The sequence below is a fragment of the Bacillus sp. BSL6 genome, assembly GCF_052928345.1.
The window spans coordinates 413542-438320 of record NZ_JAVGCW010000002.1; the positions used below are offsets into that span (position 1 = coordinate 413542).

Annotated in this window: 24 protein-coding genes and 1 tRNA gene; 6 read left to right on the plus strand and 19 right to left on the minus strand. The window is 34.3% G+C overall.

Going from position 1 to position 24779, the window contains the following annotated elements:
• Positions 1-47: 47 nt before the first annotated feature.
• The 10 genes from RCJ96_RS08370 to inhA1 form a co-directional block, all read right to left on the minus strand.
• Positions 48-971 carry an RluA family pseudouridine synthase gene (locus tag RCJ96_RS08370; protein WP_000448363.1) on the minus strand — a complete coding sequence of 308 codons (924 nt, stop codon included), beginning with the start codon at positions 969-971 and terminating at the stop codon, positions 48-50.
• A 103-nt stretch (positions 972-1074) separates the two neighbouring features.
• Positions 1075-1491 (minus strand): hypothetical protein, encoded by a 417-nt coding sequence (locus RCJ96_RS08375; RefSeq protein ID WP_000490293.1) that lies wholly within the window; start codon positions 1489-1491, stop codon positions 1075-1077.
• Positions 1492-1592: 101 nt separating this feature from the next.
• Positions 1593-3785, minus strand: a complete 2193-nt coding sequence (locus RCJ96_RS08380) for an MMPL family transporter (RefSeq protein ID WP_074607968.1) — start codon at positions 3783-3785, stop codon at positions 1593-1595.
• Between the two features lie 109 nt (positions 3786-3894).
• On the minus strand, positions 3895-4542 hold the full coding sequence (locus tag RCJ96_RS08385; protein ID WP_139302782.1) for a phosphatase PAP2 family protein: 648 nt from the start codon (positions 4540-4542) through the stop codon (positions 3895-3897).
• A gap of 59 nt (positions 4543-4601) precedes the next feature.
• Complete coding sequence (gene potD, locus RCJ96_RS08390) at positions 4602-5651, minus strand: spermidine/putrescine ABC transporter substrate-binding protein PotD (RefSeq protein WP_074607970.1); 1050 nt, start codon at positions 5649-5651, stop codon at positions 4602-4604.
• Between the two features lie 38 nt (positions 5652-5689).
• Complete coding sequence (gene potC / locus RCJ96_RS08395; RefSeq protein WP_000714198.1) at positions 5690-6490, minus strand: spermidine/putrescine ABC transporter permease PotC; 801 nt, start codon at positions 6488-6490, stop codon at positions 5690-5692.
• 6 nt (positions 6491-6496) lie between these two features.
• Positions 6497-7345, minus strand: coding sequence for a spermidine/putrescine ABC transporter permease PotB (potB, locus tag RCJ96_RS08400; protein ID WP_070805543.1), 849 nt, complete (start codon positions 7343-7345; stop codon positions 6497-6499).
• Positions 7342-8325, minus strand: coding sequence for a spermidine/putrescine ABC transporter ATP-binding protein PotA (gene potA / locus RCJ96_RS08405; protein ID WP_074607973.1), 984 nt, complete (start codon positions 8323-8325; stop codon positions 7342-7344). The genes potB and potA overlap by 4 nt, the downstream gene beginning before the upstream one ends.
• Positions 8326-8563: 238 nt before the next feature.
• Positions 8564-9931, minus strand: coding sequence for an aldehyde dehydrogenase (locus RCJ96_RS08410; protein WP_074607975.1), 1368 nt, complete (start codon positions 9929-9931; stop codon positions 8564-8566).
• A 171-nt stretch (positions 9932-10102) separates the two neighbouring features.
• Positions 10103-12490 (minus strand): M6 family metalloprotease immune inhibitor InhA1, encoded by a 2388-nt coding sequence (inhA1, locus tag RCJ96_RS08415; RefSeq protein ID WP_074607977.1) that lies wholly within the window; start codon positions 12488-12490, stop codon positions 10103-10105.
• 341 nt (positions 12491-12831) lie between these two features.
• On the opposite strand from inhA1, the gene RCJ96_RS08420 reads away from it, so the two are divergent.
• Positions 12832-12966, plus strand: a complete 135-nt coding sequence (locus RCJ96_RS08420; protein WP_000276215.1) for an anti-repressor SinI family protein — start codon at positions 12832-12834, stop codon at positions 12964-12966.
• A 79-nt stretch (positions 12967-13045) separates the two neighbouring features.
• Complete coding sequence (locus tag RCJ96_RS08425; protein WP_000578880.1) at positions 13046-13369, plus strand: helix-turn-helix domain-containing protein; 324 nt, start codon at positions 13046-13048, stop codon at positions 13367-13369.
• 74 nt (positions 13370-13443) lie between these two features.
• Here the strand turns inward: RCJ96_RS08425 and calY are convergent, their stop codons facing one another.
• The 6 genes from calY to RCJ96_RS08455 all read right to left on the minus strand — a co-directional run bounded on the left by calY (position 13444) and on the right by RCJ96_RS08455 (position 18449).
• Positions 13444-14037: a biofilm matrix protein CalY gene (calY, locus tag RCJ96_RS08430; protein WP_446699753.1), complete on the minus strand. Its 594-nt coding sequence runs from the start codon at positions 14035-14037 to the stop codon at positions 13444-13446.
• Between the two features lie 402 nt (positions 14038-14439).
• A complete protein-coding gene (locus RCJ96_RS08435) occupies positions 14440-15207 on the minus strand; it encodes a DUF4047 domain-containing protein (protein ID WP_446699754.1) in 768 nt (255 codons plus the stop codon).
• A 161-nt stretch (positions 15208-15368) separates the two neighbouring features.
• Positions 15369-15956 carry a CalY family protein gene (locus RCJ96_RS08440; RefSeq protein WP_000172849.1) on the minus strand — a complete coding sequence of 196 codons (588 nt, stop codon included), beginning with the start codon at positions 15954-15956 and terminating at the stop codon, positions 15369-15371.
• 60 nt (positions 15957-16016) lie between these two features.
• A complete protein-coding gene (gene sipW, locus RCJ96_RS08445; protein WP_000767813.1) occupies positions 16017-16586 on the minus strand; it encodes a signal peptidase I SipW in 570 nt (189 codons plus the stop codon).
• 193 nt (positions 16587-16779) lie between these two features.
• Positions 16780-18066, minus strand: coding sequence for a D-alanyl-D-alanine carboxypeptidase family protein (locus RCJ96_RS08450; protein WP_074607979.1), 1287 nt, complete (start codon positions 18064-18066; stop codon positions 16780-16782).
• Positions 18067-18221: 155 nt separating this feature from the next.
• Positions 18222-18449 carry a hypothetical protein gene (locus RCJ96_RS08455; RefSeq protein WP_000251858.1) on the minus strand — a complete coding sequence of 76 codons (228 nt, stop codon included), beginning with the start codon at positions 18447-18449 and terminating at the stop codon, positions 18222-18224.
• 365 nt (positions 18450-18814) lie between these two features.
• Between RCJ96_RS08455 and RCJ96_RS08460 the strand changes: the two genes are divergently transcribed.
• From RCJ96_RS08460 to RCJ96_RS08470, 3 genes are all read left to right on the plus strand, one after another.
• Entirely contained in the window at positions 18815-19570 is a 756-nt protein-coding gene (locus RCJ96_RS08460; protein ID WP_074607982.1) for a class I SAM-dependent methyltransferase, read from the plus strand.
• 220 nt (positions 19571-19790) lie between these two features.
• The gene (locus RCJ96_RS08465; protein WP_000929649.1) at positions 19791-20015 is read left to right on the plus strand and encodes a hypothetical protein; all 225 of its coding nucleotides are present in this window, start codon (positions 19791-19793) and stop codon (positions 20013-20015) included.
• 189 nt (positions 20016-20204) lie between these two features.
• Positions 20205-20277: transfer RNA gene (locus tag RCJ96_RS08470), tRNA-Val, on the plus strand.
• Positions 20278-20377: 100 nt separating this feature from the next.
• Here the strand turns inward: RCJ96_RS08470 and RCJ96_RS08475 are convergent.
• Positions 20378-21490 (minus strand): tyrosine-type recombinase/integrase, encoded by a 1113-nt coding sequence (locus tag RCJ96_RS08475; protein WP_446699755.1) that lies wholly within the window; start codon positions 21488-21490, stop codon positions 20378-20380.
• Positions 21491-21813: 323 nt separating this feature from the next.
• Here RCJ96_RS08475 and RCJ96_RS08480 point away from each other — a divergent pair, with 323 nt between their 5' ends.
• A complete protein-coding gene (locus RCJ96_RS08480) occupies positions 21814-22620 on the plus strand; it encodes a Shedu anti-phage system protein SduA domain-containing protein (RefSeq protein WP_416504449.1) in 807 nt (268 codons plus the stop codon).
• A gap of 253 nt (positions 22621-22873) precedes the next feature.
• On the opposite strand, the gene RCJ96_RS08485 is transcribed toward RCJ96_RS08480, so the two are convergent.
• Positions 22874-24541 carry a DUF2326 domain-containing protein gene (locus tag RCJ96_RS08485; RefSeq protein WP_446699756.1) on the minus strand — a complete coding sequence of 556 codons (1668 nt, stop codon included), beginning with the start codon at positions 24539-24541 and terminating at the stop codon, positions 22874-22876.
• Complete coding sequence (locus RCJ96_RS08490) at positions 24513-24779, minus strand: ABC-three component system middle component 6 (protein WP_098604235.1); 267 nt, start codon at positions 24777-24779, stop codon at positions 24513-24515. The genes RCJ96_RS08485 and RCJ96_RS08490 overlap by 29 nt, the downstream gene beginning before the upstream one ends.

Genomic DNA, 24779 nt, shown 5'->3' on the forward strand with positions numbered 1-24779 from the left:
AGAGAAATTCCTGCAAAAATCTACTTTCTCAAATTTAAACTTACACTTTACGCATTTACTCTTTGAAATTCTTTCATTGTGTCATTTAATTTTGTAGGAAATGGTACATCCACTTCAATCTCTTCTTTCGTAATTGGATGTAAAAAGTTTATCTTCATCGCATGTAACGCTTGCCTAGACATATATTTCGTTCCTCCACCATATAAAACATCCCCAACTAACGGATTACCATTATAGCTCATATGAACACGAATTTGATGGGTTCTACCAGTTTCTAATTGTAACGTTACAAGCGTAACATTTTGTTTTCTAAAATACTTCTCTACTTTATAATATGTAATTGCTTGATCTCCCTTTGGAGAAACACGTCGTCTCGTCGCATGATGGCGATCTCTTCCGATAGCCGCGTCAATCGTTCCTTGCTTCTTTTTCACTTTGCCTTCTACAAGAGCTGCATATGTTCTTTTAATTTTTCGTTCCATTAATAAACGATCCATAATTGCACCAGCAATTCTATGTTTGGCAAACACGACACCACCTGTCGTATCTTTATCTAACCGATGAATATGACGAACCTTCGTCTCTAAACCTTGCATTTGAAAATGAAAGGCAACAAGGTTTGCAAGTGTTCCCATCCCACCTTTTTCAGAAGGATGCGTATCCATCTTCTCAGGCTTATTTACAATGAGTACATGATCGTCTTCATATACTACATGTAATTCACCATATTCAGGCTCTACATCGTATTCTTCCTCCATAAACATATGAACTTGCAACTTATCGCCTTCTTTTAAAAGCTCATTCCATCTTCTCTGTTCTCCATTAACGGTAACACCTTTTTCCATACGAAGCTGATGTAACAACTTTTTCGGTATTTCCCATTCTATTTTTAATAACGACTCAATGCTTATACCATTCCATTTCGCTGGCACAGTCATTTCGCACCATTCGCCCTTCTTCTTCGTTTCCATACTGTATCACCTTATCTTATTTCTATTGATTCTCTCATTGTAACGGAAAATACACTTTGATGCACCGTCAAAAATAGAGGACAGTCTTATAATAGACTGCCCCTCATGCTCTACGCCTTCTCATTTCCTGCAACACTTCTTCCGCTTTTTGTTCATATGATAAATCTTTAAAGAAATCCGCCAACCTCTTATAATCGTTATACGTATCTAATAAGTCATCCATCTTTTCTGTTTTCATCACTTGTTGTTTTTGCTTCATTTTTACCGGATAACGATAGCCCGATACTTCTTGTATTTTGTAATACTCATCCTCTACTTGAATGACCTTTACAAGTTCCTCTTCTTCCGCATCCATCGTATACCCATCAAAATCCCTAAGCAATTCATAAATAATATGAGTCCATTCATCTTTTGGATAAAATCCTTTTTCTAACCGATAACCGACAATGCGATACATATGCCCATCGTTTTCTGCAAACTGTACTGTATCATTTAGCTTAAATTTAAAATAACGAAACATTGCCTTCACCTACTTATATGTAATGTTCTTATCACATACTATTTGCAAAATGTAGGTCTTGCTATTCATAAAAAAATACTCATCTATAAGATGAGTATTTTTTACGATGATTTTTCTTTTTTCTTTCGAAATGGTAACCACCAGTTCCAGTCTCCAAACAATTTCATTAAACTTGGTACGAGCATAAGACGAATAATTGTTGCATCAAGGAATATCGCTAATGCGACGCCAAGCCCCATTTGTCGTACTGGTAAAATATCAGTAAAAGCAAACGCACCAGTTACAACAATCATAATTAAAGCGGCTGACGTAATAATTCTACTTGTTGACACAAGTCCTTCTAACGTCGCTTGATTATTATCTCCTGTTTCTTCATATAATTCATGGATACGTGAAATAAGAAAGACTTCATAATCCATGCTAAGCCCAAAGACGAGGCCGAAAATAAAGATTGGTAAAACAAATAGAACTGGACTTGCTTCTAAACCAAAATGACCACCTTCAAATAACCAAACAACAATTCCAATTGTTGCGCTTAAACTAAGTATATTCATAATAATTGCCTTAATTGGAATGAGTATAGATCGGAATGCAAATAATAATATAACGAAGGTCGATCCAAATATAACAGACATACCAATTGCAACTTTATCTTTAATTTCATCTTCTAACTCTTGTTGGAACGTCGTCATTCCGCCTAGATAATACGTAACATTCGTTTCTTTATAATTTTGTTTAAAATCACGCACCCACTGTTTCGCAATTTCTGTACGTGGTTTTGTATCTAAAAAGACTTCGATTGTTGTCTTATTTCCTTTCGTATACGCTTCAAATACCGGAGCTATTTTAGCAGCTTCTGGCGACTGTAACATCCCAGCAACTTGATCTGATTTCATTCCATTTAAACTGTCGTATAAACTTCTTACTTCATATACTTTCTTATCATCTTTTAACTTTTGAACGACTTCTTCTACCTTTTGTAAACTTTCTTTTTCTCTCATATCTTTTTTCGTCTCTACCACTAACGTAGCATCAGCATGTGTTTTTGCAGTTTTATTAAATGCCTCTTCGTACTTCTCATATGCAATTCTTGTATCACTTTGTTTAGGTAAAGCTTCTACGTCAGGGAACTGTAAATTAGCTGTACGTAATGGTAATAAACAAATCACAATAAATGTTGTAACAACAATAATCATCGCAATTGGGTGTTTCATTACAAATTGTGCAAATTTACGCCACGCCTTTGCCGGCGTATGTGCTACTTGATTCTTTTTTAATATTCGTTTACCGATTAAGGATAATAGCGCTGGAAGGAGTGTGAGCGAGAATACAATACTCATAATCACAACAATCATTCCACTAATTGCGACAGACTGAATATAATCGATTTTAAAGAAAAACAAACCGGATAGGCCAACGAATACACATAATCCTGAAAATACGATTGCCCGCCCTGCTGTCTGATATGTAATTGCTATTGCTTCTTTTACCGTTCGCTTTGCAACTTCCTCTCGAAAACGATTTACAAATAATAGCGCAAAATCAATAGATAGCGCAAGTCCGATCATCGGTGCAACATTTAACACAAAGATAGATAGTTCTTTATCGCTACCTATAAAGTATAATATGCCCATCGTACTTATAACACTAAGTGCCCCATTTACAATTGGTAAAATAGATGCCAAAAGGCTACCAAATGAAAATAGTAATACGAGAAATGCAATCGGTAACCCAATCATCTCTGCCACTTTTAAATCATTTTGCGTTCTTTCATTAATCTCTTTATTAATTTTTGGAAACCCTGTAGGTGTTACTTTTAATGCTGTATTACTTTCCTTTTCAATTTTATCAGCAAATTGTAATGTCTTTTCCATTCGTTCTTTATTTGTTTTCCCGGAAAATAAAATTGTCGCATAGCCGATATCATCTTGTAACATTTCTTTATTTTGCACTGGATGATGGAAAGATTCATATGTCTCTTTCTCTTGAACATTCTTTACAATTTCCTCTAACTGCTTTTTAAATTCCTCATGTGAAACACCTTTATTTTTTTCAAAAACGAGTAGGAGCGTATCTTGAGACCTCTTAAAATCTTTATCTAAAATTTCTTTCGTTTTTTGATAGTCCCCTTCCGTTTGAAAGCCATCACCACCTAATACTCCCGGTAACTTTGGAGCGAAAATACCCAGTGCTATCGCAAGCAATAATAATGCTACAATTACTGTATAACGAAACTGATATAAAAAAGCGCCTAACTTCCCCCACTTATCTACTTTATGTACATTTGTTTTCACACATTTCACCTACTTTACATCATTCAATTGTTACTTATAATGTATCACATCTTCATACAAACAAAAAACGTCTAAAAAAACTATAATAATAGTTTTTCTAGACGTTTTTCTATCTCTCTTTATGAAGAGCAAACCTCTCAGTAAGTAAACGATGGTAATAAATCGCCATAATTAATAAAATACCACCTACGCAGTAGCCTGCTAAAATATCAGTTGGATAATGTACATTTAAAATGACTCTACTTAATCCAATCGATACGATTACTATTCCCATGAAAAGCGTTATCACATATTTTCCGGTCACACTCTTCAAATTTGCTGCAATGATATAAGCAAGAAACCCGAATGTCATAATAGATAACATCGCATGCCCACTAGGGAAGCTATACCCAAGCGCATCCAACGTTTCATTTAACGACGGACGATCCCTTTTCATAATTTCTTTTATCCCTTTATTCACAAGATGTGTTGTTAAAATGCCCATTGGATATACGATCATCGCAGCATAATAACGTTTTCTCCAAAAAACAAGTAAACTTATAATGAGCGTAGTTACGATTCCAATGGCAGACCCTAATTTTGTATAATGTGAGAAAAATGCAAACGACTCTTCTGTTTGTACTCCTTTTACTAATCCTCGGACATATGTATCCATCACTGTAACGCCACCCGCATGTACGCGCCAAGCAACAATGCCAAATACAGCAAGTAATAAAGCGATACATATCAGCTCATATTGATGTAACTTCTTCTTCAAACGATTTCCTCCTACTATGAAAAAATGCGATTTCTACTGTAGAAACCGCATTTTCTTACTTATTTACCTTTTGTTTTTAGCTCTGTCCAGTAACGATCATAGTCTTTTAACTTATCGTCTACATCAACAAGCCATTCTGTACGATCTAATTCTTCCTTCGTTAAGAAAATCATGTGGTTATCACGATATTCTTTACTATGAAGAGGATGAGCTTTTTCATTTGGATTACTGTATCCAATTGACTCGTAGTTTTTCACACTTACTTTTTCATCTAATAAGTAGTTCATAAACTTCTCTGCAAGCTCTTTGTTTTTCGCACCTTTTGGAATTGCTAACGTGTCAGCCCAAATTGTGCCGCCTTCTTTTGGTACAACGTACTCTACATCTTTATTATCTTTAGCGATAAATGCTGCATCTCCAGACCAAACTGTTCCGATCCACGCATCTTCTGTAATAAATTTCTGTTTAATATTATCTGTATCAAATGCTAATAAGTTTGGAAGCAGCTTCTTTAAATCATCTGCTGCTGTCTTTAACTGCGCATCGTCTTTCGTGCTGTTTGAGAAACCATGCTTTTTAAGACCCATTCCTAACACTTCACGAGAATCATTTAATAAAGTTACATGCCCTTTATATTTCTCATTCCATAAGTCAGCCCAGCTTGTAGGTGCTTCCTTCACATACTTTTTATTGTATGCGATTCCTGTTACACCCCAAGTATATACTAAAGAATATTTATTCTCTGGATCAAACGCAGGTGTTTTGAAATTAGAAACCATATTTTCGATATTCGGGATATTCTTCTTATCTAACGGTGCTAATAAGTCCATTTTCGCCATTGTTTTAACCATGTAGTCAGATGGCTGAATTAAATCATACTTCGCGCCACCTGCTTGTAATTTCGCAAGCATTTCTTCATTACTTGCATACTTATCATAGTTTATTTTCACGTTATATTTCTTTTCAAAATCTTTTAGCACTTGCTCATCAAAATTGTCAGCCCAGCTATAAATGTTTAACTCTTCTTTTTTTTCACCACAACCAGCAAGTACACCAGCAACAAGGCTAAAGCTAATTGCTGCGCCGGCTAATCTTTTCATCAATTTCATCGGTTTATTACCCCCTCGTACTTTCTATATCGTTCGTATTATAAAGGAAGGTGTCCTCCAGAGTTTTCTTCACCATCTGCACCTTTGTTACGGAAGATTTCAGATAGAACCATTAATCCTACGATAGCTACAATTAAAATTGTAGAAAGTGCATTAATTTCTGGTGATACTCCGCGCTTAACCATACTGTAAATGTATAATGGCAATGTTGTTGATCCTGGTCCTGATACGAAGAAACTAATTACAAAATCATCAATTGATAATGTGAATGTTAATAATGCAGCCGAAATAACTCCAGGTGCAATCGCTGGGAACGTTACAAAACGAAATGTTTGCCACGGCGTTGCTCCTAAATCATTCGCAGCCTCTTCTAAATCACGTCCCATACCAGAAAGACGTGCTGCTAAAATAACGACAACAAATGAAATGCTAAAAGTAATGTGTGCAATAATAATTGTTGTTTTACCAAGCTCCATACCTAATTGACTAAATAAAATAAGTAAAGATAATCCCATTAAAATATCAGGAATTAAAATTGGTAAATACACAAGACCATTAATGGCCCCTTCATAACGATATTTATAACGATGTAATGCAATTGCGAAAATCACACCAAGAACAGTCGTTACAATCGTCGTTACGATCGCAATCGTCATACTATTTACAAATGCATCAATAACATCTTGTTTTTGAAATAAATCTGTATACCAATGGAATGTGAACCCTTCCCATTCCGCATTAATGCGAGAATCATTGAAGGAATATACCATTAAAACCATCATTGGAAAATACAAGAACAATAAAATTAACCAAGAATAAGAAACTAAAAACTTCTTCATTTTTGCCTATTCCCCTCCGTTCCCATCATATTTATATACTTTCGTTGCACGATAATATAAGTAAATTAACAGAACAGAGAATAGAACAACAATCATAGATAACGCAGATCCAAACGGCCAATCACGCGCTCCTAAGAATTGATTTTGAATTACGTTTCCGATTAATGCTACTTTCGATCCACCCATAACGTCTGATACAACAAACATTCCGATAGAAGAAACAAACACTAAAATAGAACCGGTAGCAATCCCTGACATCGTCATTGGTACTGTAACATTCCAAAATGCCTTTACTGGTGTTGCCCCTAAATCATAAGCTGCTTCTAGCTTACGCTTATCAAGCTGCTCAATCGCTGCATACACCGGTAAAATCATAAATGGTAATAAAGAATATACCATCCCAAGTATTACAGAAGGTGTATTGTATAGTAAATTTAACGGTTCACTAATAACGCCTAGCTTCAATAACAATGTGTTTACAAGACCTTGTGAACGTAAAATAACAATCCATGCGTATGAACGAACAAGGAAGTTAATCCAAAACGGGATCGTTGCCAATAATAAAAGAATCGAACGATATTTACGATCAACAATTGTAATTGTATACGCAAATGGATAACCGATCAGTAAACATATTACTGTCGTAATAACCGCAATTTTCACTGTTTCCCATAACGTCCCCATATATAATGGGTCAAATACACGTGCTATGTTCTCTAATGTAAATTGCATTTCCACTGTCCCATATGCTCCGCGCTGCATGAAGGCAAATGCCAATACAAACAGAAGGGGAATTAGGAAGAAGATTAACAGCCATGCGACTGTAGGTAGTGCGAGTAATTTCCCTTTTTTCAATTTAAGGTCACCTCGTCCTCTTGCTCCCAGCCTACGTATACATTATCTCCAATGCTCCACTGCGCTGCTTCTTCAGCAGTTTGATATGCCATTAGTAATTCTGATGTTTTCTCATCACGTACATAAAGCTTTTCCATATTTCCAACAAACTCAATGTCTTCAATATGTCCAAGATGGTATTCTTTTAAAACCGGCTCTTCAACCGAACGCACTTTTACGTTTTCAGGGCGAATTGCTACATAGCCTTCCCCGTTTTTCACAATATTATTTTCACCGATAAATGTCGCAACGAACAATGTTTTCGGCTTATTATAAATTTCTTTCGGCGTTCCAATTTGTTCAATATGTCCTTTATTCATAACAACGATACGATCACTCATGCTCATCGCTTCTTCTTGATCATGCGTTACGTATATGAACGTAATTCCTAAATTACGTTGTAAGTTTTTCAATTCACGTTGCAAGTCTTTTCTTAACTTAAAGTCTAACGCCCCAAGTGGCTCATCTAGTAATAATACACGCGGGTTATTTACAATCGCTCTCGCAATTGCTACACGCTGCTGCTGTCCACCAGAAAGCTTCGCAGGTTTACGATTACGGAACTCAAGTAACTGCGTTAAACGCATTGCCTCTTCAGCACGCTCTTTCTGCTCTGCTGCCGGTACTTTCTGCATTTTCATACCGAAACAAATATTTTTCTCCACATTCATATGTGGGAATAGCGCATAATGTTGGAACACTAGGTTCATATGACGCTTATATGGTGGCAAATCGTTAATCTTTTCATCATCTAATAAAAGATTCCCTTTAGTTGGCGTTTCAAATCCTGCGATCATACGAAGTAACGTCGTTTTCCCGCAACCACTCGGTCCTAAAATCGTTAAAAATTCCCCTTCTTTAATATCTAAAGAAAGCGGTGGGATAATCACTTGATTTCCAAAATGTTTTTCTACTGCTTCAACTTTAATAATCTTTTTCATTTTCCCGTCCAATCTACCTTAAATTTTAATTTTTATATTCATGAATAAATATTTATGTTCTATAGACTATTTTTTGTTTCGATCCAAACAAAAATGGTTATTTAGCAAACGTTCACTTCTATTCTTTATGTAGTATGTTTGATTCATTTTCGCCTGATACATAATGTCGAACAGAAAAACCCCTTCCATTGCGAAGGGGCTATTATCATACGGCTACGCCTACTGATAAACACCATCATCATTTTAACAACTTTCGTATGAATTTTAAAGCACTTTTTGTAGAAGAGTAACGAATTTTCATATCGAATGCCGTAGATTGGGCTAAAATGCTTTTATAATGTGAAAAAGTCCGAAAACTTTCTTCCCCATGATAACTCCCTAATCCACTACTTCCGACGCCTCCAAAAGGTAAATATGGCGTTGCAAGATGATAAACAACATCATTAACACAGCCTCCGCCATACGAAATATTACTCGTTACTTTCTTTTGCACTTCTTTATCTTCAGAGAATACATATAACGCTAACGGTTTCGGATGTTGCTGAATTGTGTCAATTGCCTCTTCTATGTTTTCGTACTCTATAATTGGTAAAATCGGACCAAAAATTTCATCTTCCATAACAGCATCTTGCCATGTAATATTCGTTACTACTGTCGGTTCAATATGCAAAGTTTCTTTTTTATAGTTCCCGCCAATTACAGTTTTACCATCTTTCAAAAACGTACATAAACGTTCAAAATGACGTTCACTCACAATTCGTACATAATTATCATTGTGTAGCGGCTCTTTTCCATACTGCTCCTCAATTTCATGTCGCAACGCTTCAATTAACTGTCCTTTCACCGAAGCATGCACATACAGATAATCAGGCGCTACACACGTTTGCCCTGCATTTAAAAACTTTCCCCACACAATCCTTCTTGCCGTTACATCTATTTTCGCATCTTTATGTACAATACATGGACTTTTCCCGCCAAGTTCTAACGTAAGCGGCGTCAACTGTTTTGCTGCTGCTTCCATGACAACTTTCCCAACGCCCACACTACCTGTGAAGAAAATATAATCAAATGGTTCCTTCAGCAAAGCTGTACTCTCTTCAACGCCGCCTTCTACTACCGCTACAAGCTCTTCTTGGAATAAATCCTCTAACATCCTTGTAATCACTTTGGAAACGTTTGGCGTTAACTCCGACGGTTTTAAAACGATTGTATTTCCAGCTGCTAGAGCTCCTACAAGCGGTGCAATTGCTAATTGAAACGGATAGTTCCACGGTGCAATAATAAGTGTCACACCGTACGGTTCAGGCACTACTTTCCCCTTTGATCCAAAATGAGTAAGTGCTGTTCGAACACGCTTCGGTTTACTCCACGATGAAATATGCTTCAATTGAAAAGAGATTTCTTTTAATACATATCCCACTTCCGTTGTAAATGACTCATGAACTGACTTATTTAAATCTAATTTTAACGCCTGAAATATTTCTTCTTCAAAACGCTGAATGCCTTCATAAAGCTTCTTCAAATTATTCTTTCTCACTTCTACACTTCTCGTATGGCCATTATAAAAATATTCCTTTTGTTTATTTACAATAGAAGAAACACTCATTCATTCACCTTCTCCCACTATTTTCATCCAATTCTTTCATTATTTATATAGACTTCATATATAATAAATTTCTATTCGTAAAGTTACATTATATATAATTTCTTTTTGTATATAAAATTCATTGCTCACAAAAAAACTACCGAAAGAAAATCTCTCGGTAGTTTTACTGTATTAACGATATAAACGAACAGCACCTGCAGAATTATCATCAGCTTGTCCTACTACTTCAAATTTCAAACCAAGCTTCGGCAAAATACGTCCTGCATCTGGAATCTGTTGGTTAATATACGTTTTCGAATCATCAAACTTCGGTACACCCGCTAAGCCATTATACGTATACGTTCCACGCGTTGGAGATACAACTTTCCATGCTGGCGTTTTATCAAATGAGAACGCCGCATCAGCGATTTGGAATCGTGTACTACTTTCAATTGTCGGTTTACCATTTAAAGTTCCTACAATTGCTTCTGGATGAGAATCCACTACACCAAGGAAACCATGCCCTGGATGTAAACCAACCCAGTTATCTGTGTAAGCTGAGTCTGCATACCATACAACCATACCAGAGTTATATTCTGGACCGCGAGCAAATTTCAATGCGCTATCTGATCCAGTATGATTTCTCCACTCTACATAGTAGTTATGTTTTTTCTTCTCAGTTCCGTTAGAAACTACAAAACCATCTAATTTAAATTGTGGTGTACCTTCTGCATCATCAGAGAATACTACTTTACCATCTACTGTTAATGAAGCATTATCAAGTAAGAAACCGTTTAATGCTAAGCCACCATCTGTAATGTACTCAAATGTTAATTTTACTTTCTTACCTTTGAATTGGCTTAAATCATATGATTTATCAATCCATTTTCCATTTGTCGAATCGGCATTTCCACTATTTGCTTTCTCACCAAGTTTTTCAATTAACGTTTTTTGACCATCTTCTGTTACAGCATGTACTTCAAGGAAGTCATACTCTGCTTCAATTTCATATAACGATTTGAAATCAAATTTCGCATTCGTTGCATTCGTTAAATCGAACAATGGTGTTTCTAACGTTGTATGCAGATTGTCACCTTTTGTGCTGTAGTAATACTGCTTACCAAACGCTGGAGCAATCGTTTTTATATCTTTATCAGGTAAGTTCACACGAATCATACCTGGTCTTGCTGATTTCGTAACACTTTGGTCTAAATATGTTGCTAGACCGATACCTTTATTTAATTTCTCGTAATCTACTTCTACGATATTTGCCCAGTTACCACCAATTGTTTTTTGGAAAAACTCTTTATTTTGTGGTGAGAAACTCGTTGGCGTTGTTCCCGCAATCTTACCAGCCCAGCTTCCGCCACTCATAACAGACCAAGCTTGAATTGGCTCACCATGACCGGTATAGTCTGTATCATACTCATCTGGAAGACCTAAATCATGACCGTATTCATGCGCGAATACACCAACCGCGCCATCTTCCGGTTCAATTGTGTAGTCGAATGCTGCGATCTTTCCACCCCAATATGGAACTTTCGCTTGTGTGCCTTCAATTGGGAATGGTTTTGGTCCAACAGTCCAGCGATGTGACCAGATTGCATCGTCACCTAATTTACCACCGCCTGCTTCTTGTCCAACACCCGCATGAATAATCATTAAATGATCGATTAAACCATCCGGTTGTTTTTGATTTCCATCACCATTTACATCGTATTGATCGAATTGGTCAAACTCTGATAAATCAATACCGCTATCTACAGCTGCTTTTAATGCATCTTTTACTAAATCACGTGGTCCTTTTGGTCCTTTATTATCATGACCTGTACCAGCATCTGCACCGTAATCAGCAGCTTTACCAGGAACTGTTAACCATTTTGTAACTGTTCCGTCTACTGTATAACTACCGCCAGATTGCTCTTCGTAATATTGTTTAAACGTTTCAATTTTGCTACCATCTTCTAATGCGAATGGCTCATTACCGAATAACATTTTTTCATAATGTTCTTTGTTAAAGTCTTCCGAATACATATAACCAGGTTCTTTATCGATATTGTTATGTTTAAAGTCAGCGTACTCTACAAGTAGAACGAGTACTTTATCTTTACGAACATCACCGTTGTACGCTTTTTGCTTTGCTGGAGATGTTGGTACTTTACCATTTAGACCACCCTTAACTGGCCCTGTCGCTGCAGGTGTTCCTGTCGCAGGTTTATCTAACTTTTCTTTCGTATCTGCTTTTGCATCTTTCACTTTCTTTAAAAAGTCAGATGCTTCTTTCGTAAGTGGGTCCCCATTTGATACTTCTTTCCCAGGATTTTCACCCTTTTTGTTCTCTACGTATTTTTCGACAGCTTTCTTTGTTTCTGTCTCTGAAGCCTTCGAATCAATTACCCCACGTTTTTTTAGCGCATCTGCTAAACGTTCTTCCGGAATTAAATGATCATCAACTGGGCTCGTAGCTGTCTTATTAACAGGCGTTTCAGCATATGCAGACTGACCACCTGCTCCGAATGAAAGACCTAATACAGCTGTCAAAGCGATCGATGATAAAACTTTGAACGGTTTCTTGTTCATCCCTTATTTCCTCCCCTAATAAATAATATGTATTACAAATTGAATTTTATTAAAAATTCAATATTTTTTCAATATTTAGTCATATTATGTAATGTTTTTAATATATTTGTAAAAATTCCATAGTTAGCATACGAATATATCACAATTCAACAATGTTTTCTGAAAATATTGAAAATATTTGTCAGAAACTTTATAATCGCCATAGAGGGAATTTAATGGGGATTTTATCTTTGTTTTATCTACAAAATATTTGATAATTCACTACATAAATACAAAATCTGATTGTATTATCACGTATTCTGTAGCAGCAGTTATGACCGATAATTAGGGAGGAATTACATTTGTACAAAGATAAGACTGACGCATTGGATCAAGAATGGATTGATTTAATACTTGAAGCTCTAGACGCTGGTATCGCCTTGCAAGATATCGAACATTTTTTCCAACGTATGAAGCCGGCCACTCAGGCTCAATAGGTTTGTTCTTTTTAGCGAAGTTTATGTTATAATAATGACATCATAAGACGACGACATATTGATAGAAAGGTGCGCAAATATGATTGGAGAACGTATAAAACGCCTGCGTTTACAAAAAGGTATTTCATTAACTGAACTTGCCGAAAAAGCTGGCGTTGCTAAATCTTATATTAGTTCTATAGAACGAAATTTACAAAAAAACCCTTCCATTCAGTTTCTTGAAAAAATTGCAGCAGTTCTACAAATTCCAGTTGATACTTTACTTCATGATGAAACAACAAAGGAAAATCACTTAGACTCCGAATGGACACAGCTCGTTAAAGATGCAATGAACTCCGGCGTCTCCAAAGAACAATTTCGTGAATTTCTTGAATTTACAAAATGGAAGCAAGATCAAAAATAATAAATAGAAAGAAGTGCTTACAATCAGCACTTCTTTTTTCTTTATAAAAAAAGCGGGGGATACCCGCTTTTTTATTATTTTTCTTCGCCAGCTTCTTGGTTAGCATTGAATGTCCATTCTAAATTCAACGAATCACCTTGGAAGATATTTTGGTCTTTTCCATCATCTACAAATTCAAATTGTACCCATAAATAATCCTCTGTACCAGCTTCTAATCCACTCTTTTCTCCCCACTCAGGAGCAAAGATGTCTTTAGCTAAAAGATCTGGATCGGTTTTTTGTAAGTCTGCTAAAGTTGTTTCATATACAGGTTCACTTTGTTTATCCCAGTTCCAAAGGAATTTCACTTTAATGTGCTTACCAAAGTCTTCACCAGCATTATCGCCTTTTGCATCTTTCACAGTATACTTTGTCGCTAATTTAACATCTTTAATTGTTAATGAACCGCTATTCTTTAATAAGAACTCTTTCTTAACAGAATCCCCTGGTTTTAAATCTTTAATATCTACAAGCGTTGTAGGGTCTAATGTAAGATCTAACGTCCCAGCCGCAAATGTATTATTCGATACTTCTTTATCGCTAAAGTATGCGAATGTTCCTCCACCAATTAAAGATAACCCCAATGCTGCTGATGCAACTCCCATACCTAATTTCTTTTTCAGACTCACAATCAATTCCCCCTAGCTGTTTTTTATATTTTTTATTGCTATCTCTTATTTAAAATAAGAGATGTAACTAAAACTATATTAGCTTAGCTAATATGTGTTCTTTTTTAAAAACCTTATGTTCATTATAACGAACATAACTATAGAAATACAACACATATTTATTAATATTTTCAGTTATTTTTATTTCTCAATATTATTTTGATTTTTCAGTTAAATATTGATAAATCAAAATAATATTGTTGATCTCTTGACTTATCCCCACTAACTAATAGCCTTCATCCATCTAACTACCTCTAGGTGGCTAAATAATAAAATGAGCAGGACATGAGAAATAGGCGAGTGATAGTGCTCTCCTCACCTATTTATTTATGATCCCTATCTACTCTAGAATATTACTATATTTTACTTGCTATCTTTATTTTTCTGCTCTTCTTGTTTCTTACTCTCTTCTAGCTTTTTCGCTTCTTCTTGTTTCTTCTCTTCTAGTTTTTTCGCTTCCTCTTGTTTCTTACTCTCTTCTAGTTTTTTCGCTTCCTCTTGTTTCTTACTCTCTTCTAGTTTTTTCGCTTCCTCTTGTTTCTTCTCTTCTAATTCCTTTTGCTTCTCAGCCTCACTCACTTGTTTTGCTGTTTCATCTACTAGTAACTTCTCAAACTCTTGAATTTGTTTATCGATCGCCTGTAAATTTACTTCTTTATCGACATACTGACAGTTGTCTTTTACTATTTGGAAGCCAGCATTCACATACGAGAATACTTGCTTATTCGATTCAGTTCCATTTCCTTTTAACTCTTCTTGTACTTGATTATAAGGTTCTTCTATTGATTTATATACTTTTTGTAACGATTCTCTCTCAGTAGCTATCTTCTCACGCCCTTGCTTCCATATAACAAGCGCCTGTTCTAATTCCTGAGTGGATCTAGCAGTTAATTTTGATTTCATCCCTTCGTACTCATGCAAAATAACTTCCTTATGCTGCTTAGCTTGTTCTATTAATTGATCAACTGTTTTCGGAAAAATACTTGCTGTAGAAATAGTGGCCTCTACTTTCGTCTCATGAATGAAAGCTGCTTCTGTATAAGTCATCATTTGAGAGCCTAAATAAAAAGTAATAGAACACAAACATGGCAATATAAGCATCTTTTTGAATTTACGAGGTGGCTTCAGCATTTTAATCTCTCCTATCGAACAACACGTTCTTTATCAAGAACTATATCTTTATTATAATAAAATGAATTACAAAATGATATAAAAATTATGTTTCTTTTTACATTTCACTTTTAGCAGAAAAAGAGACTATCACTTTCGATAGTCTCTTTTTGTTGTCCTTATTATTTTGTTTCACCATCGCCTTGCTGTGCATCAAACGTCCAAGTTAATTGTAACTTATCGCCTTGGAATTCATTTTGATCTTTTTTATTATCAACGAATTCAAATTTCACTTTGAATTTATCAGATTTACCTGCTGAAATACCTTTTTCATCCCAGAACCAAGCAGCTAAATCATTATTTACAGCAGTAAGTGTGTCACCCTTCAATTTATCTAGCGTTGTTTCTTTTACGATTGTTTCATGCTTGTCTACATTTTTTAAGAATGTTACTTTAATATGTTTACCAAAATCATCTTTATTATCTTTCTTCACATCTTCTACATTGTAATCTGTTTTTAGTAGTACTTTTTTAATATCTAATGTCCCTTTATTTTCTAATTTAAATTCTTTTTCAACTGTATCACCAGGTTTTAAATTCGATACATTAACAACTGTTGATGGATTTAATGCTAAATCAAGCGTACCAGACGCAAATGTATTATTTGACACTTCTTTATCGCTAAAGTATGCAAATGTTCCTCCGCCAACTAATGCCGCTCCTAATACTGCTGATGCGATACCCATTCCTAATTTTTTCTTTAAAGTCATGTCCATATCCCCTTAATATATATTTGTTAATTTCCTAATAGGAAACTATAACCAAAATAATTAGACTGATTGTTCTACTTTTTTCTCTTTCTTTTCTCCGTCAATGCTACGAATCGCACTAAAGATAGTAATAGCGGAATAACCTAGTAAAAAGACTCCTGGAATAATAAGAAGCAAAGCAGCTCCCGCTTTTGAATTCGCATAATTTAATGCATACCCTGCATAAGGAACTGTAATATCTGCATATTTCCCAATAACATTCTCCGCAAGTACCGGTTCTAAATCTGGCCCGTTGTTGTTATCTCCTTTTGTTTCATACATTACTTTTCCATTTGTATCTTTTACACCGATAATACGGTGAGTGATAATTTTTTCATCTTTCTCTTTAAAGGTAATAACATCACCTTTTTGATATTTAGAACCATCTTTCGTCGGCTCTATCGCAATAATTGATCCTGTTAAAAATGTTGGTTCCATCGATCCTGAAAGAACGCTCTTAAATTGATATCCCATCACCGTTGGATCACCACCGCTCGCTTTTGAAGAAATAACTACAAAAGCTAAGCAAACCATTAACGCAAATAAAACAAATGAGATAACGTTGCTAATCACCTTCCAAATTAATTTCATCGTTTCTCTTCCTCTCCGTTGTTTTATATTATTTGAAGTATGCAATATTCAGTTTTGTTCTTTAACAAGAACACAACTAAATAATATAACGAACATATTAGAAATGCAATAAGAAAATTTACAATTATTAGTTATTTACAATATAAAAAAGGACTGTGAAGAAGTCTCTTCACAGTCCTTTTAAACTAGTAATTTATTTTTCTTCTGATTTCATTCCTTTTGTATTTCGGCGTAGCACTACAAATAAAATGGCTCCAAATAATATGGCGGCACCTATTCCAATGCTTATTATTTTCACGTTTGATTCGTTTACTTCAGGCTCGATCGTATCTTTTTTAGGCATCGCAAAAGTAACATCTTCTTTAGAAAGAACATTTACCGTCGCAATTGTTTGATTATTTTTCGTAATATCAACTGCACCAACTACTTCACCACGATGAATTCCTTTATGATACAAAGAATCTTTATCTAATGAAGCCGCCCGGAACGTCGTCTTCACATTTTTCCCTTCATCTTTCTTAAGCATTAGTTCTGCACTTTTTTCAAGCTCACTATCAATATCTTTATTTAAATACGTTGTCTTTTGATGCCAACTATGTTTATCCAGTACAGTTTGCTTCACAAATTGACCGAAAGAATAGTCCGCCATCTGCTTTAAATCTTCATAAATTTCAGGTCTTTGAGAAGCCATTACTACATTTATAATACGATTTCCATCCTTCTCATTTAATAAAACGAGTGTATTGCGCGCTTCATTTGTAAAACCTGTCTTACCACCAATACTATATGGATTTTCAAAATAAGTAGATTTATTAAAAATAGACACCGTCTGCCTAGATGTCGTAACTGTCGTTCTTTTCGTATTCATCGCTTGTAAAATTTCAGGATACTTTTGCACACCTCTCGTAATCATAGCCATATCATATGGCGTAGTATAATGATTCGGATCATGCAATCCATTTGGTGTTACAAAATGACTGTCGGTAGCGCCTAATTGCTTCGCTCTCTCATTCATCATATTAGCGAAATTCTCAACACTTCCTCCAATACACTCCGCAATCGCATACGACACATCATTTGCACTCAGCACCATTAAAATCATAAGTGCAGTATTTCTATTAATCGTCTCACCAGGTTGAAACTCAATTTGATAATTACTCTTCTCTTGATCTAATGCTAATTGTGAAAATGTAAATTGATCCTCTGGCTTCGTATGTTCCATAAGTAAAATCGCCGTTAACACTTTCGTCATACTAGCCGGAAATGCACGGTGATGTGCGTTTTTATCATACAAAATATCTCCAGTTTTCGCATCAATTGTAGTTGCAAACTGACTAAAAACATTTGGCCCTTCCTTAGGTGGTGGTGCCACTTGTTCTGGGTTCACCCCAATATTCGTCTCAGCACGTAACGTCATAGGTGTCAAAAAAAATAAACAAATAACGGTAATAAAAGCCAAAATTTTCTTAAAATTTACCATATGACTCTCCCTTTTCACTATACTCTCACAGCTTAAAAACTGCATCTACCAATCTATATGTAATTTGTATTAAATTGGAAGAACATTCACTGTTTTTTACTATATCATACTTTTACGATGAAGAACATAAATATACAATAAAAAATAAGAAAGAATTATTCTTTCTTATCCTTCTCATCAATTAATGAATCTATTAAATTTTGACTAGCTTCCTCAGGTGTAATCTCATCTGTCATCCCCATAAACGACCAACCTTTAGAATCGACCCACTCAACAAACTCTTGCAAAAACTCATCATGTGTAACATCCACATCAAGAATTGAGCCATTAATTGAAATCGTTCTATTTTTAGATACGCGCATCTTGAACGTCTTCCTTACCATTACGATAATTCTCCCTTTGCTTTTGAATATTTATAAAATAATCTTGTATCTCTGTTATACATGATTTTAAGTAAATTGTAAAAAGGATATATTGGCCAATTTGGACATTAAACATAGAAATCTCTTATTCTACATAAACCTCGTACGATATACAAATGGTCATAGTATTCAACAATTAGACCATTTAGATGAATAAAAAATTATGGTCTTTTGGAAGATATCACGCAAAATAGTATAATTTAAATACGGGAACTAAGGCAGCACCATTTAGCTGGACTCTTACGTTGTAGACTTAGAGACCGATGCGAAAATTACTATTTGGTTCCTATTTCTATACATAATATCTTTGGAAAGAAGGTAGTACGGTGAAAACAACAGAAAATTTTACTGACAAGGCCGATATATATGCGAAATATCGCCCTAGTTATCCTAATGAATATATTGATTATTTGCTTTCGGCTAACGAACTAAATGAGAATCAAATTGTGGCCGATATTGGTTCTGGTACAGGGATATTTAGCCGCCAGCTGCTTGAAAGTGGTTTACATGTTATTGGAGTGGAGCCAAATGATGACATGAGAAAAATGGCAGAACAATCGTTAAACCAATATCCTCGTTTTCAATCTATAAAAGCAACTGCTGAAAATACCACTTTAAAAGAAAATAGTGTAGATTTAGTGACTGTTGCCCAAGCGTTTCATTGGTTTGATAAAGAGGCTTTCAAAATCGAATGCCAACGAATTTTAAAACAAAAAGCAAACGTTGCACTTGTTTGGAATAGTAGAGATGTAACTAGTCCACTTATTAAAGAGAACGCAGAAATTTGCCAGAAAACCTGTCCAACCTTTAAAGGCTTTAGCGGTGGAATAGATGAAACTCCAGAAATGTTTAACAGCTTTTTTAAAGATGGAAAATACGAGTTTAAAGAATATCAAAATGATTTACTTTTTGATTATGAAGGCTTTTTAGGAAGGAATTTATCAGCGTCCTATGCTCCGAAAGAAAATGACGAAGAGTATAAAAGCTTTGTTCTTCTCCTATCAGAGTTATTCGATAAATACAGTAAGAATGGAAAAATTATTCTCCCAAACTTAACGCGAAGTTATTTGGGCAATGTGTAAACAGCCTGATACAAAGAGACTTTGATCGGAATTAAAACAAGCCTACCCCCTCCCTAAATGTAGAACGAGGTTAGGCTTGTTTTACGTGTTGAAACGTAATCACTTTATTGTCTTTTTACAAAAAACAAAACAACTTGCATTTTACCACATCAAATTCAAATGACTTTCGTACAATAAAGTAGAATATATTAGAAAACACCTTAAAATGAGGAGGAACTCAATGGCGCACTGTACGTATTGTAAAACGAAATGGAAAGTAAAAGATGTATGGTCGATACTCGTGACATTTGAAAAAGATTGTCCCTATTGTTTCGGAAGGCAATACCTATCAAAGAAAACAATAAACGCTATGCCAGAACTTTTAAGCTTACCTTTACACTTCTTATTCCCTTTTCTTGTTGATTTGAGTGATGAAGGTCCTTTAGATTGGTATCAAAAAAAATAATATAACCGCTCTATTTTAACCCACTTTTCATTACATTCCCTACCTATATATTCCTTAATACACTACTAAATTGACTCCAAACTCTTCCTATTCAAAAGATTACTATAAAAATATTGTAAAATTTCAGTTAATTATATATAATTGTTTTAACATAATGAGTAAAGATGCTGTTACATAAGCATTTTTGAAGATCCCGTAGCTCAGCAGGGAGAGCGCCACCTTGACAGGGTGGAGGTCGTGAGTTCGAGCCTCTCCGGGGTCATACTTTTTGAGAAACCGTGTCAAATTAACGTTTGATGCGGTTTTTATTTATTTACTTTCATACTCTATAAAGCCAGTGGTCACAGAATTGGTCACATTTCCTACAAAATCTCTTCTATTTTATTAACTGCATCTTCTTGCATCGTTGGCAGCACATGCGAATAAGTGTCTAATGTAATTTTGATGTTACTATGTCCTAGCCGCTCAGAAATCACCTTCACATTCACACCTTTAGCCAATAACAACGTTGCATGCGTATGACGTAAATCATGGAAGCGAATCTTTGGAACAACAGCTTTCTTAATCAAAGTGTTTAGACTTCTTCTAACATTAGCAGGATTAATTGGTGTTCCAGAAGGAGTACTCATCACCAAGTCATTGTCTTGGTATTCCTCACCTTGACTCAGCTTCTCTTTCAATACGACCGCTCTGTGTTTCTTTAGCTTTGCTACTGTTGATGCAGGTAATAGTAGCTTTCGTAAACTTGATTTTGTCTTTCCTCCAAGCAAGAACGTCTTCCCATCATGGCTTAACGTTTGGCTAATAGTCAAATGTCCCTTTTCTAAATCAATATCTTTCCACCGCAAGCCTAACAATTCACCTTGTCTCATTCCAGTTACAAGAGCCATATGAAAGACAATAGAATACCTGCTATCCTGTGCAGCTTTTAAGAACAACTGTACTTCCTGTTCATTCCACACAGTTAACTCTTCCTTATCAGCTTTGGGCAACTTCGTTTTCGCTGCAACATTTTTACTGATTAACTCTAAATCTATTGCATGTTCAAGAGAGTTCCGAATGACTTTGATTATCTTCTCGATTGTCCCTCGCTTTAAACCTTCATCCCGCAGTGAATTAACATAGTTTTGCATATGCAATGATGTTAACTTAGCTAATTTGATATTACCTAGAGAAGGAATGATACGACTGTTTAAATACCCTTTCAGTACCTTCGCTGTTTGGATACCAACACTGTGCTTCTTGGTATTGAACCAACTTTCCAGATATTCACCATAGAGAAGTTTGCTAGGTTCTACATATGTTCCAGTATGAACTTCTGAGAGCAGCATTGCTAAAGCATTTTCTGCTTCTTTCTTACTAGTAAATCCTCTTTTTTTCTTTTGCTTTCTTTTACCTGTTAAAGGGTCAATACCAATATCTGCAATGTAAAAGTAATTTCCTGTTTTCTTATCTTTTTTAATGCTTCCTTTCATTGTTAAGAGCCTCCTTGGAGTCCTTAACTGTGCTGTATATGGTAGTTTAATTATAACGGATAATCTTAGTATTATGGGTTATAATTTCACGCTACACCAATATACAGGAAACTAGTAGTTATTGTTATACCTGTTCTAATAAATTAAAAAAAGAAGACATAACCGTTCCAAAAGTTCAATTAATTTATACTACTTTTTACTTCTTCGGTTGAAAAATAGCCCTTTAAAATCAATAAAAAATACTACTGTACCATTTCTCTTTATCCCCTAAATTCATTTTCATGTTAATATATTCTAAACAAATAGATACGGAGGGATTTTCAATGAATATCTATGATAGAGATTACAATTCTCTGACTGAACAAGAACGAATAGAATGGAAAAGAATAAAAAAAGAAGAAACGGTTCATTTGGGTGATTTTACAGTTACCCAAAGCAAATTTCATGAATACCCAAAAGCAGTTCGGCATTATGAAAGTCTTTTTCCAAATAACTATTTAGACATCATGGATTTACAAAAGGTAGATGAGTTAAATAAATTAATAGAACAATTTTCAAAACTGCTAGAAAATAACCACTCAAACGAAAGAGATATCTTAAGCTTTATTAACGAAAATAAAGCTTATCCTATAATTGCTTCCCTATTAAAAGAGTATAGTTTTGGACATCATGATGCTTTTATTTTCCCCGAATTCCAACTTGGAAATTCCTATAGAGTTGACTATCTATTAATTGGAAGAAATTCAGGTGGACATGAGTTTATCTTTGTAGAATTGGAACATCCTAATAAAAAAATATTCCTAAAAGATGGAACTCTAGGCGAAGCATTCAGAAAAGGATTGAATCAAATCGATGATTGGAAAAGGTGGCTAGAGATACATTTTTCATCTTTGCATGAAACATTCACCAAATACAGAAACCCTAAATTATCTTTACCAGAAGAATTTTTAATCACAGACAGGACACGTTACCATTATGTAGTGGTTGCTGGTAGAAGAAACGATTTTGAAAAGAATCATCATATAACTTATAGATTAAGAAGAGAAGCAGCTGAAAAGAAAATTCAATTACTTCATTATGATAATTTATATGACAAAGCTAAAAGCATAGTTGGAGAAAATAACTATTAAAATAAAAGACAGCACCTCTTATTAGAGATACTGTCTTTTATCTACATATAACACACTCATACCTAATCTTTTTATACTTGATTTGCAGAGAGATTTCTATTTTTCTAAAATTAAGAACCTTTGACTATTTTTATTAGTTGAAGTGTATGAATAATACTATTTCCATCCTAATTTTGTGACCAACTTTCCGAAAAAAATAGATTCCTATTGAGAAATTCCAAAGTTTTATAAGAATAAAAATACAATATTATTTTCAGAAACTAAACTTAAGTAACTTATCATTTTCATCTAGTTCTAATTTCGTGTGATTATTAATTAATTCCATTAACTCCTCATCTTTTTTATTAAGTTGATAATCATTTATTGAAATAATATATTGTTTATCATTTACTTGACCTATATTGTGTCCTAATTTAATCAAATTAGAAACTTGCCTATTGTCGATTCCTGAAAAACATGCTGAGTCATGTATCAAAACATTTAAATATTTATTATATCTAAGAATCAATAAGTCTATTAATAGCTTACGTACTTCCCCAACGCCTTCACCTGTGTCACCTGTTAAATTCAGTTCAACAGCAAAAGGTCTATTCCTTTTATGACGATTTTTCAACTGAATTGAAAAATATGCTTCTACTTTATCGGTATATATACTATGAACCATTTCATAAATGAAGTTTTTGTATTTATCTACCTTCTCCATATAAGTTGTATAAACATTTTTCACATCACTATATTTTGTCGCCAATTTGTCTTCTTCGTCTTTTCTCTCTTTTATTATCCCATCAATTTTTGATAATTCCCCTCGTGTATACATAAGATTCTGTAATTCCATACTTTTTTCCTTATATATTGCCATAGATTCTTGATAAATCTCATTTTGAGATATGATATTTGCAAGTTTTTCTATTTCATTTTCTAAGTCATTAATATCTTTCTTTTTAATGAATAGACTACTTGCTACTTTCTCTAATTTCTCTTCAGTTAGATTCTTTCTATCTGAATAAACATTTTTTTGGAACTCCTCAACTTCCTCTAACCTTTTCTTAATTAACTGAGGAATTTCAAATTTGGCTCTCTCATACAATTTCTTTATCTCTCGGGATGAAATGTCTATTTTATTGAAATCATCTAATGATTGTGATAATCTTCTGTATTCAAGATTTAACTTTTGGTAGTTTACCTGTAATAATTTCAATTTATAATTTTTGTCAGCATATTCATCCATTATCTCAGATTTTTCTTTACTAATTTGAATATTAGTTATTCTTTCATCCAATAGTTTTAATTCTTTTTCTTTTTCTTTAATGGCTTTTTTTATCAAGAAAATCTGTTCTTCAATTTGAGATAACTCAATACCATCAAAGAACTGGATTACTCTTTTTTCAAGTATTGTTAATTCTTTAATCTTATTTTGGATTTCATAGTATTCTATCAATTCATTTGATAAATTTTGCAAATCCAACAAATAGAATAAGGATGTATAATCGTCTAAGCTTGCATCACTCCGACTACTAATTAAATGGCTCTTTTGAGTTAGAAAAACTTGTTTATTGTATAGTTTCCTATCAATTTTAAAACGCTCTTTATATTCACTTAGCTCATATTTTTCTCCATCGACTATAAGCTCAGATTTCCCTAGTATTCGTTTTATATTGAACTTTGTACCTTCATACTCTACTACTGCATCTAAATACCATTCATGAATTTTCGGTTTTACCATTTCTGCATTTTCATTAGCACCGAATATGTAATCAATAAACTTTAATAATAATGTTTTCCCTATACTATTCGATGTTTCTTTTTCATCCTCAGGTTTATTCACCTTACCATAAATAACTGTTATCCCTTTTTTCTCGAATTGAATTTCTCTAACCTTTTCACCATTTGGATTACTTATTATTAGATTTAAGATTTTCATTATAAATTTCTCCTTCGTCAGTATATCCAATCATCCCCAACATAAACATTAAATTTAGTGTTAAAATGAATTTTTGATACGTCGGAGGATTATTTAATTTATTAATAGTGTATTTTTTTTCAAAAGCTTTCCACAATTTATCTAAAGGAATAGATTTCTTTCCCATTACATCTAATATTAATGCGCCTAAACCTATTAGACTTTCTGAATTAGATACATATTTATTAGGTAAAATCAT

Excerpts from the sequence above, each read along its gene's own strand:
- potC (WP_000714198.1), bottom strand. The coding sequence starts at position 6,490 with ATGAAGAAGTTTTTAGTTTCTTATTCTTGGTTAATTTTATTGTTCTTG.
- RCJ96_RS08375 (WP_000490293.1), bottom strand. The coding sequence starts at position 1,491 with ATGTTTCGTTATTTTAAATTTAAGCTAAATGATACAGTACAGTTTGCA.
- sipW (WP_000767813.1), bottom strand. The coding sequence starts at position 16,586 with ATGAAATTAATTTGGAAGGTGATTAGCAACGTTATCTCATTTGTTTTA.
- RCJ96_RS08425 (WP_000578880.1), top strand. The coding sequence starts at position 13,046 with ATGATTGGAGAACGTATAAAACGCCTGCGTTTACAAAAAGGTATTTCA.
- potA (WP_074607973.1), bottom strand. The coding sequence starts at position 8,325 with ATGAAAAAGATTATTAAAGTTGAAGCAGTAGAAAAACATTTTGGAAAT.
- RCJ96_RS08490 (WP_098604235.1), bottom strand. The coding sequence starts at position 24,779 with ATGATTTTACCTAATAAATATGTATCTAATTCAGAAAGTCTAATAGGT.
- RCJ96_RS08440 (WP_000172849.1), bottom strand. The coding sequence starts at position 15,956 with ATGACTTTAAAGAAAAAATTAGGAATGGGTATCGCATCAGCAGTATTA.
- RCJ96_RS08370 (WP_000448363.1), bottom strand. The coding sequence starts at position 971 with ATGGAAACGAAGAAGAAGGGCGAATGGTGCGAAATGACTGTGCCAGCG.
- RCJ96_RS08450 (WP_074607979.1), bottom strand. The coding sequence starts at position 18,066 with ATGGTAAATTTTAAGAAAATTTTGGCTTTTATTACCGTTATTTGTTTA.
- RCJ96_RS08475 (WP_446699755.1), bottom strand. The coding sequence starts at position 21,490 with ATGAAAGGAAGCATTAAAAAAGATAAGAAAACAGGAAATTACTTTTAC.
- potD (WP_074607970.1), bottom strand. The coding sequence starts at position 5,651 with ATGAAATTGATGAAAAGATTAGCCGGCGCAGCAATTAGCTTTAGCCTT.
- RCJ96_RS08480 (WP_416504449.1), top strand. The coding sequence starts at position 21,814 with ATGAATATCTATGATAGAGATTACAATTCTCTGACTGAACAAGAACGA.
- RCJ96_RS08435 (WP_446699754.1), bottom strand. The coding sequence starts at position 15,207 with ATGCTGAAGCCACCTCGTAAATTCAAAAAGATGCTTATATTGCCATGT.
- RCJ96_RS08465 (WP_000929649.1), top strand. The coding sequence starts at position 19,791 with ATGGCGCACTGTACGTATTGTAAAACGAAATGGAAAGTAAAAGATGTA.
- RCJ96_RS08485 (WP_446699756.1), bottom strand. The coding sequence starts at position 24,541 with ATGAAAATCTTAAATCTAATAATAAGTAATCCAAATGGTGAAAAGGTT.
- inhA1 (WP_074607977.1), bottom strand. The coding sequence starts at position 12,490 with ATGAACAAGAAACCGTTCAAAGTTTTATCATCGATCGCTTTGACAGCT.
- RCJ96_RS08410 (WP_074607975.1), bottom strand. The coding sequence starts at position 9,931 with ATGAGTGTTTCTTCTATTGTAAATAAACAAAAGGAATATTTTTATAAT.
- RCJ96_RS08455 (WP_000251858.1), bottom strand. The coding sequence starts at position 18,449 with ATGGTAAGGAAGACGTTCAAGATGCGCGTATCTAAAAATAGAACGATT.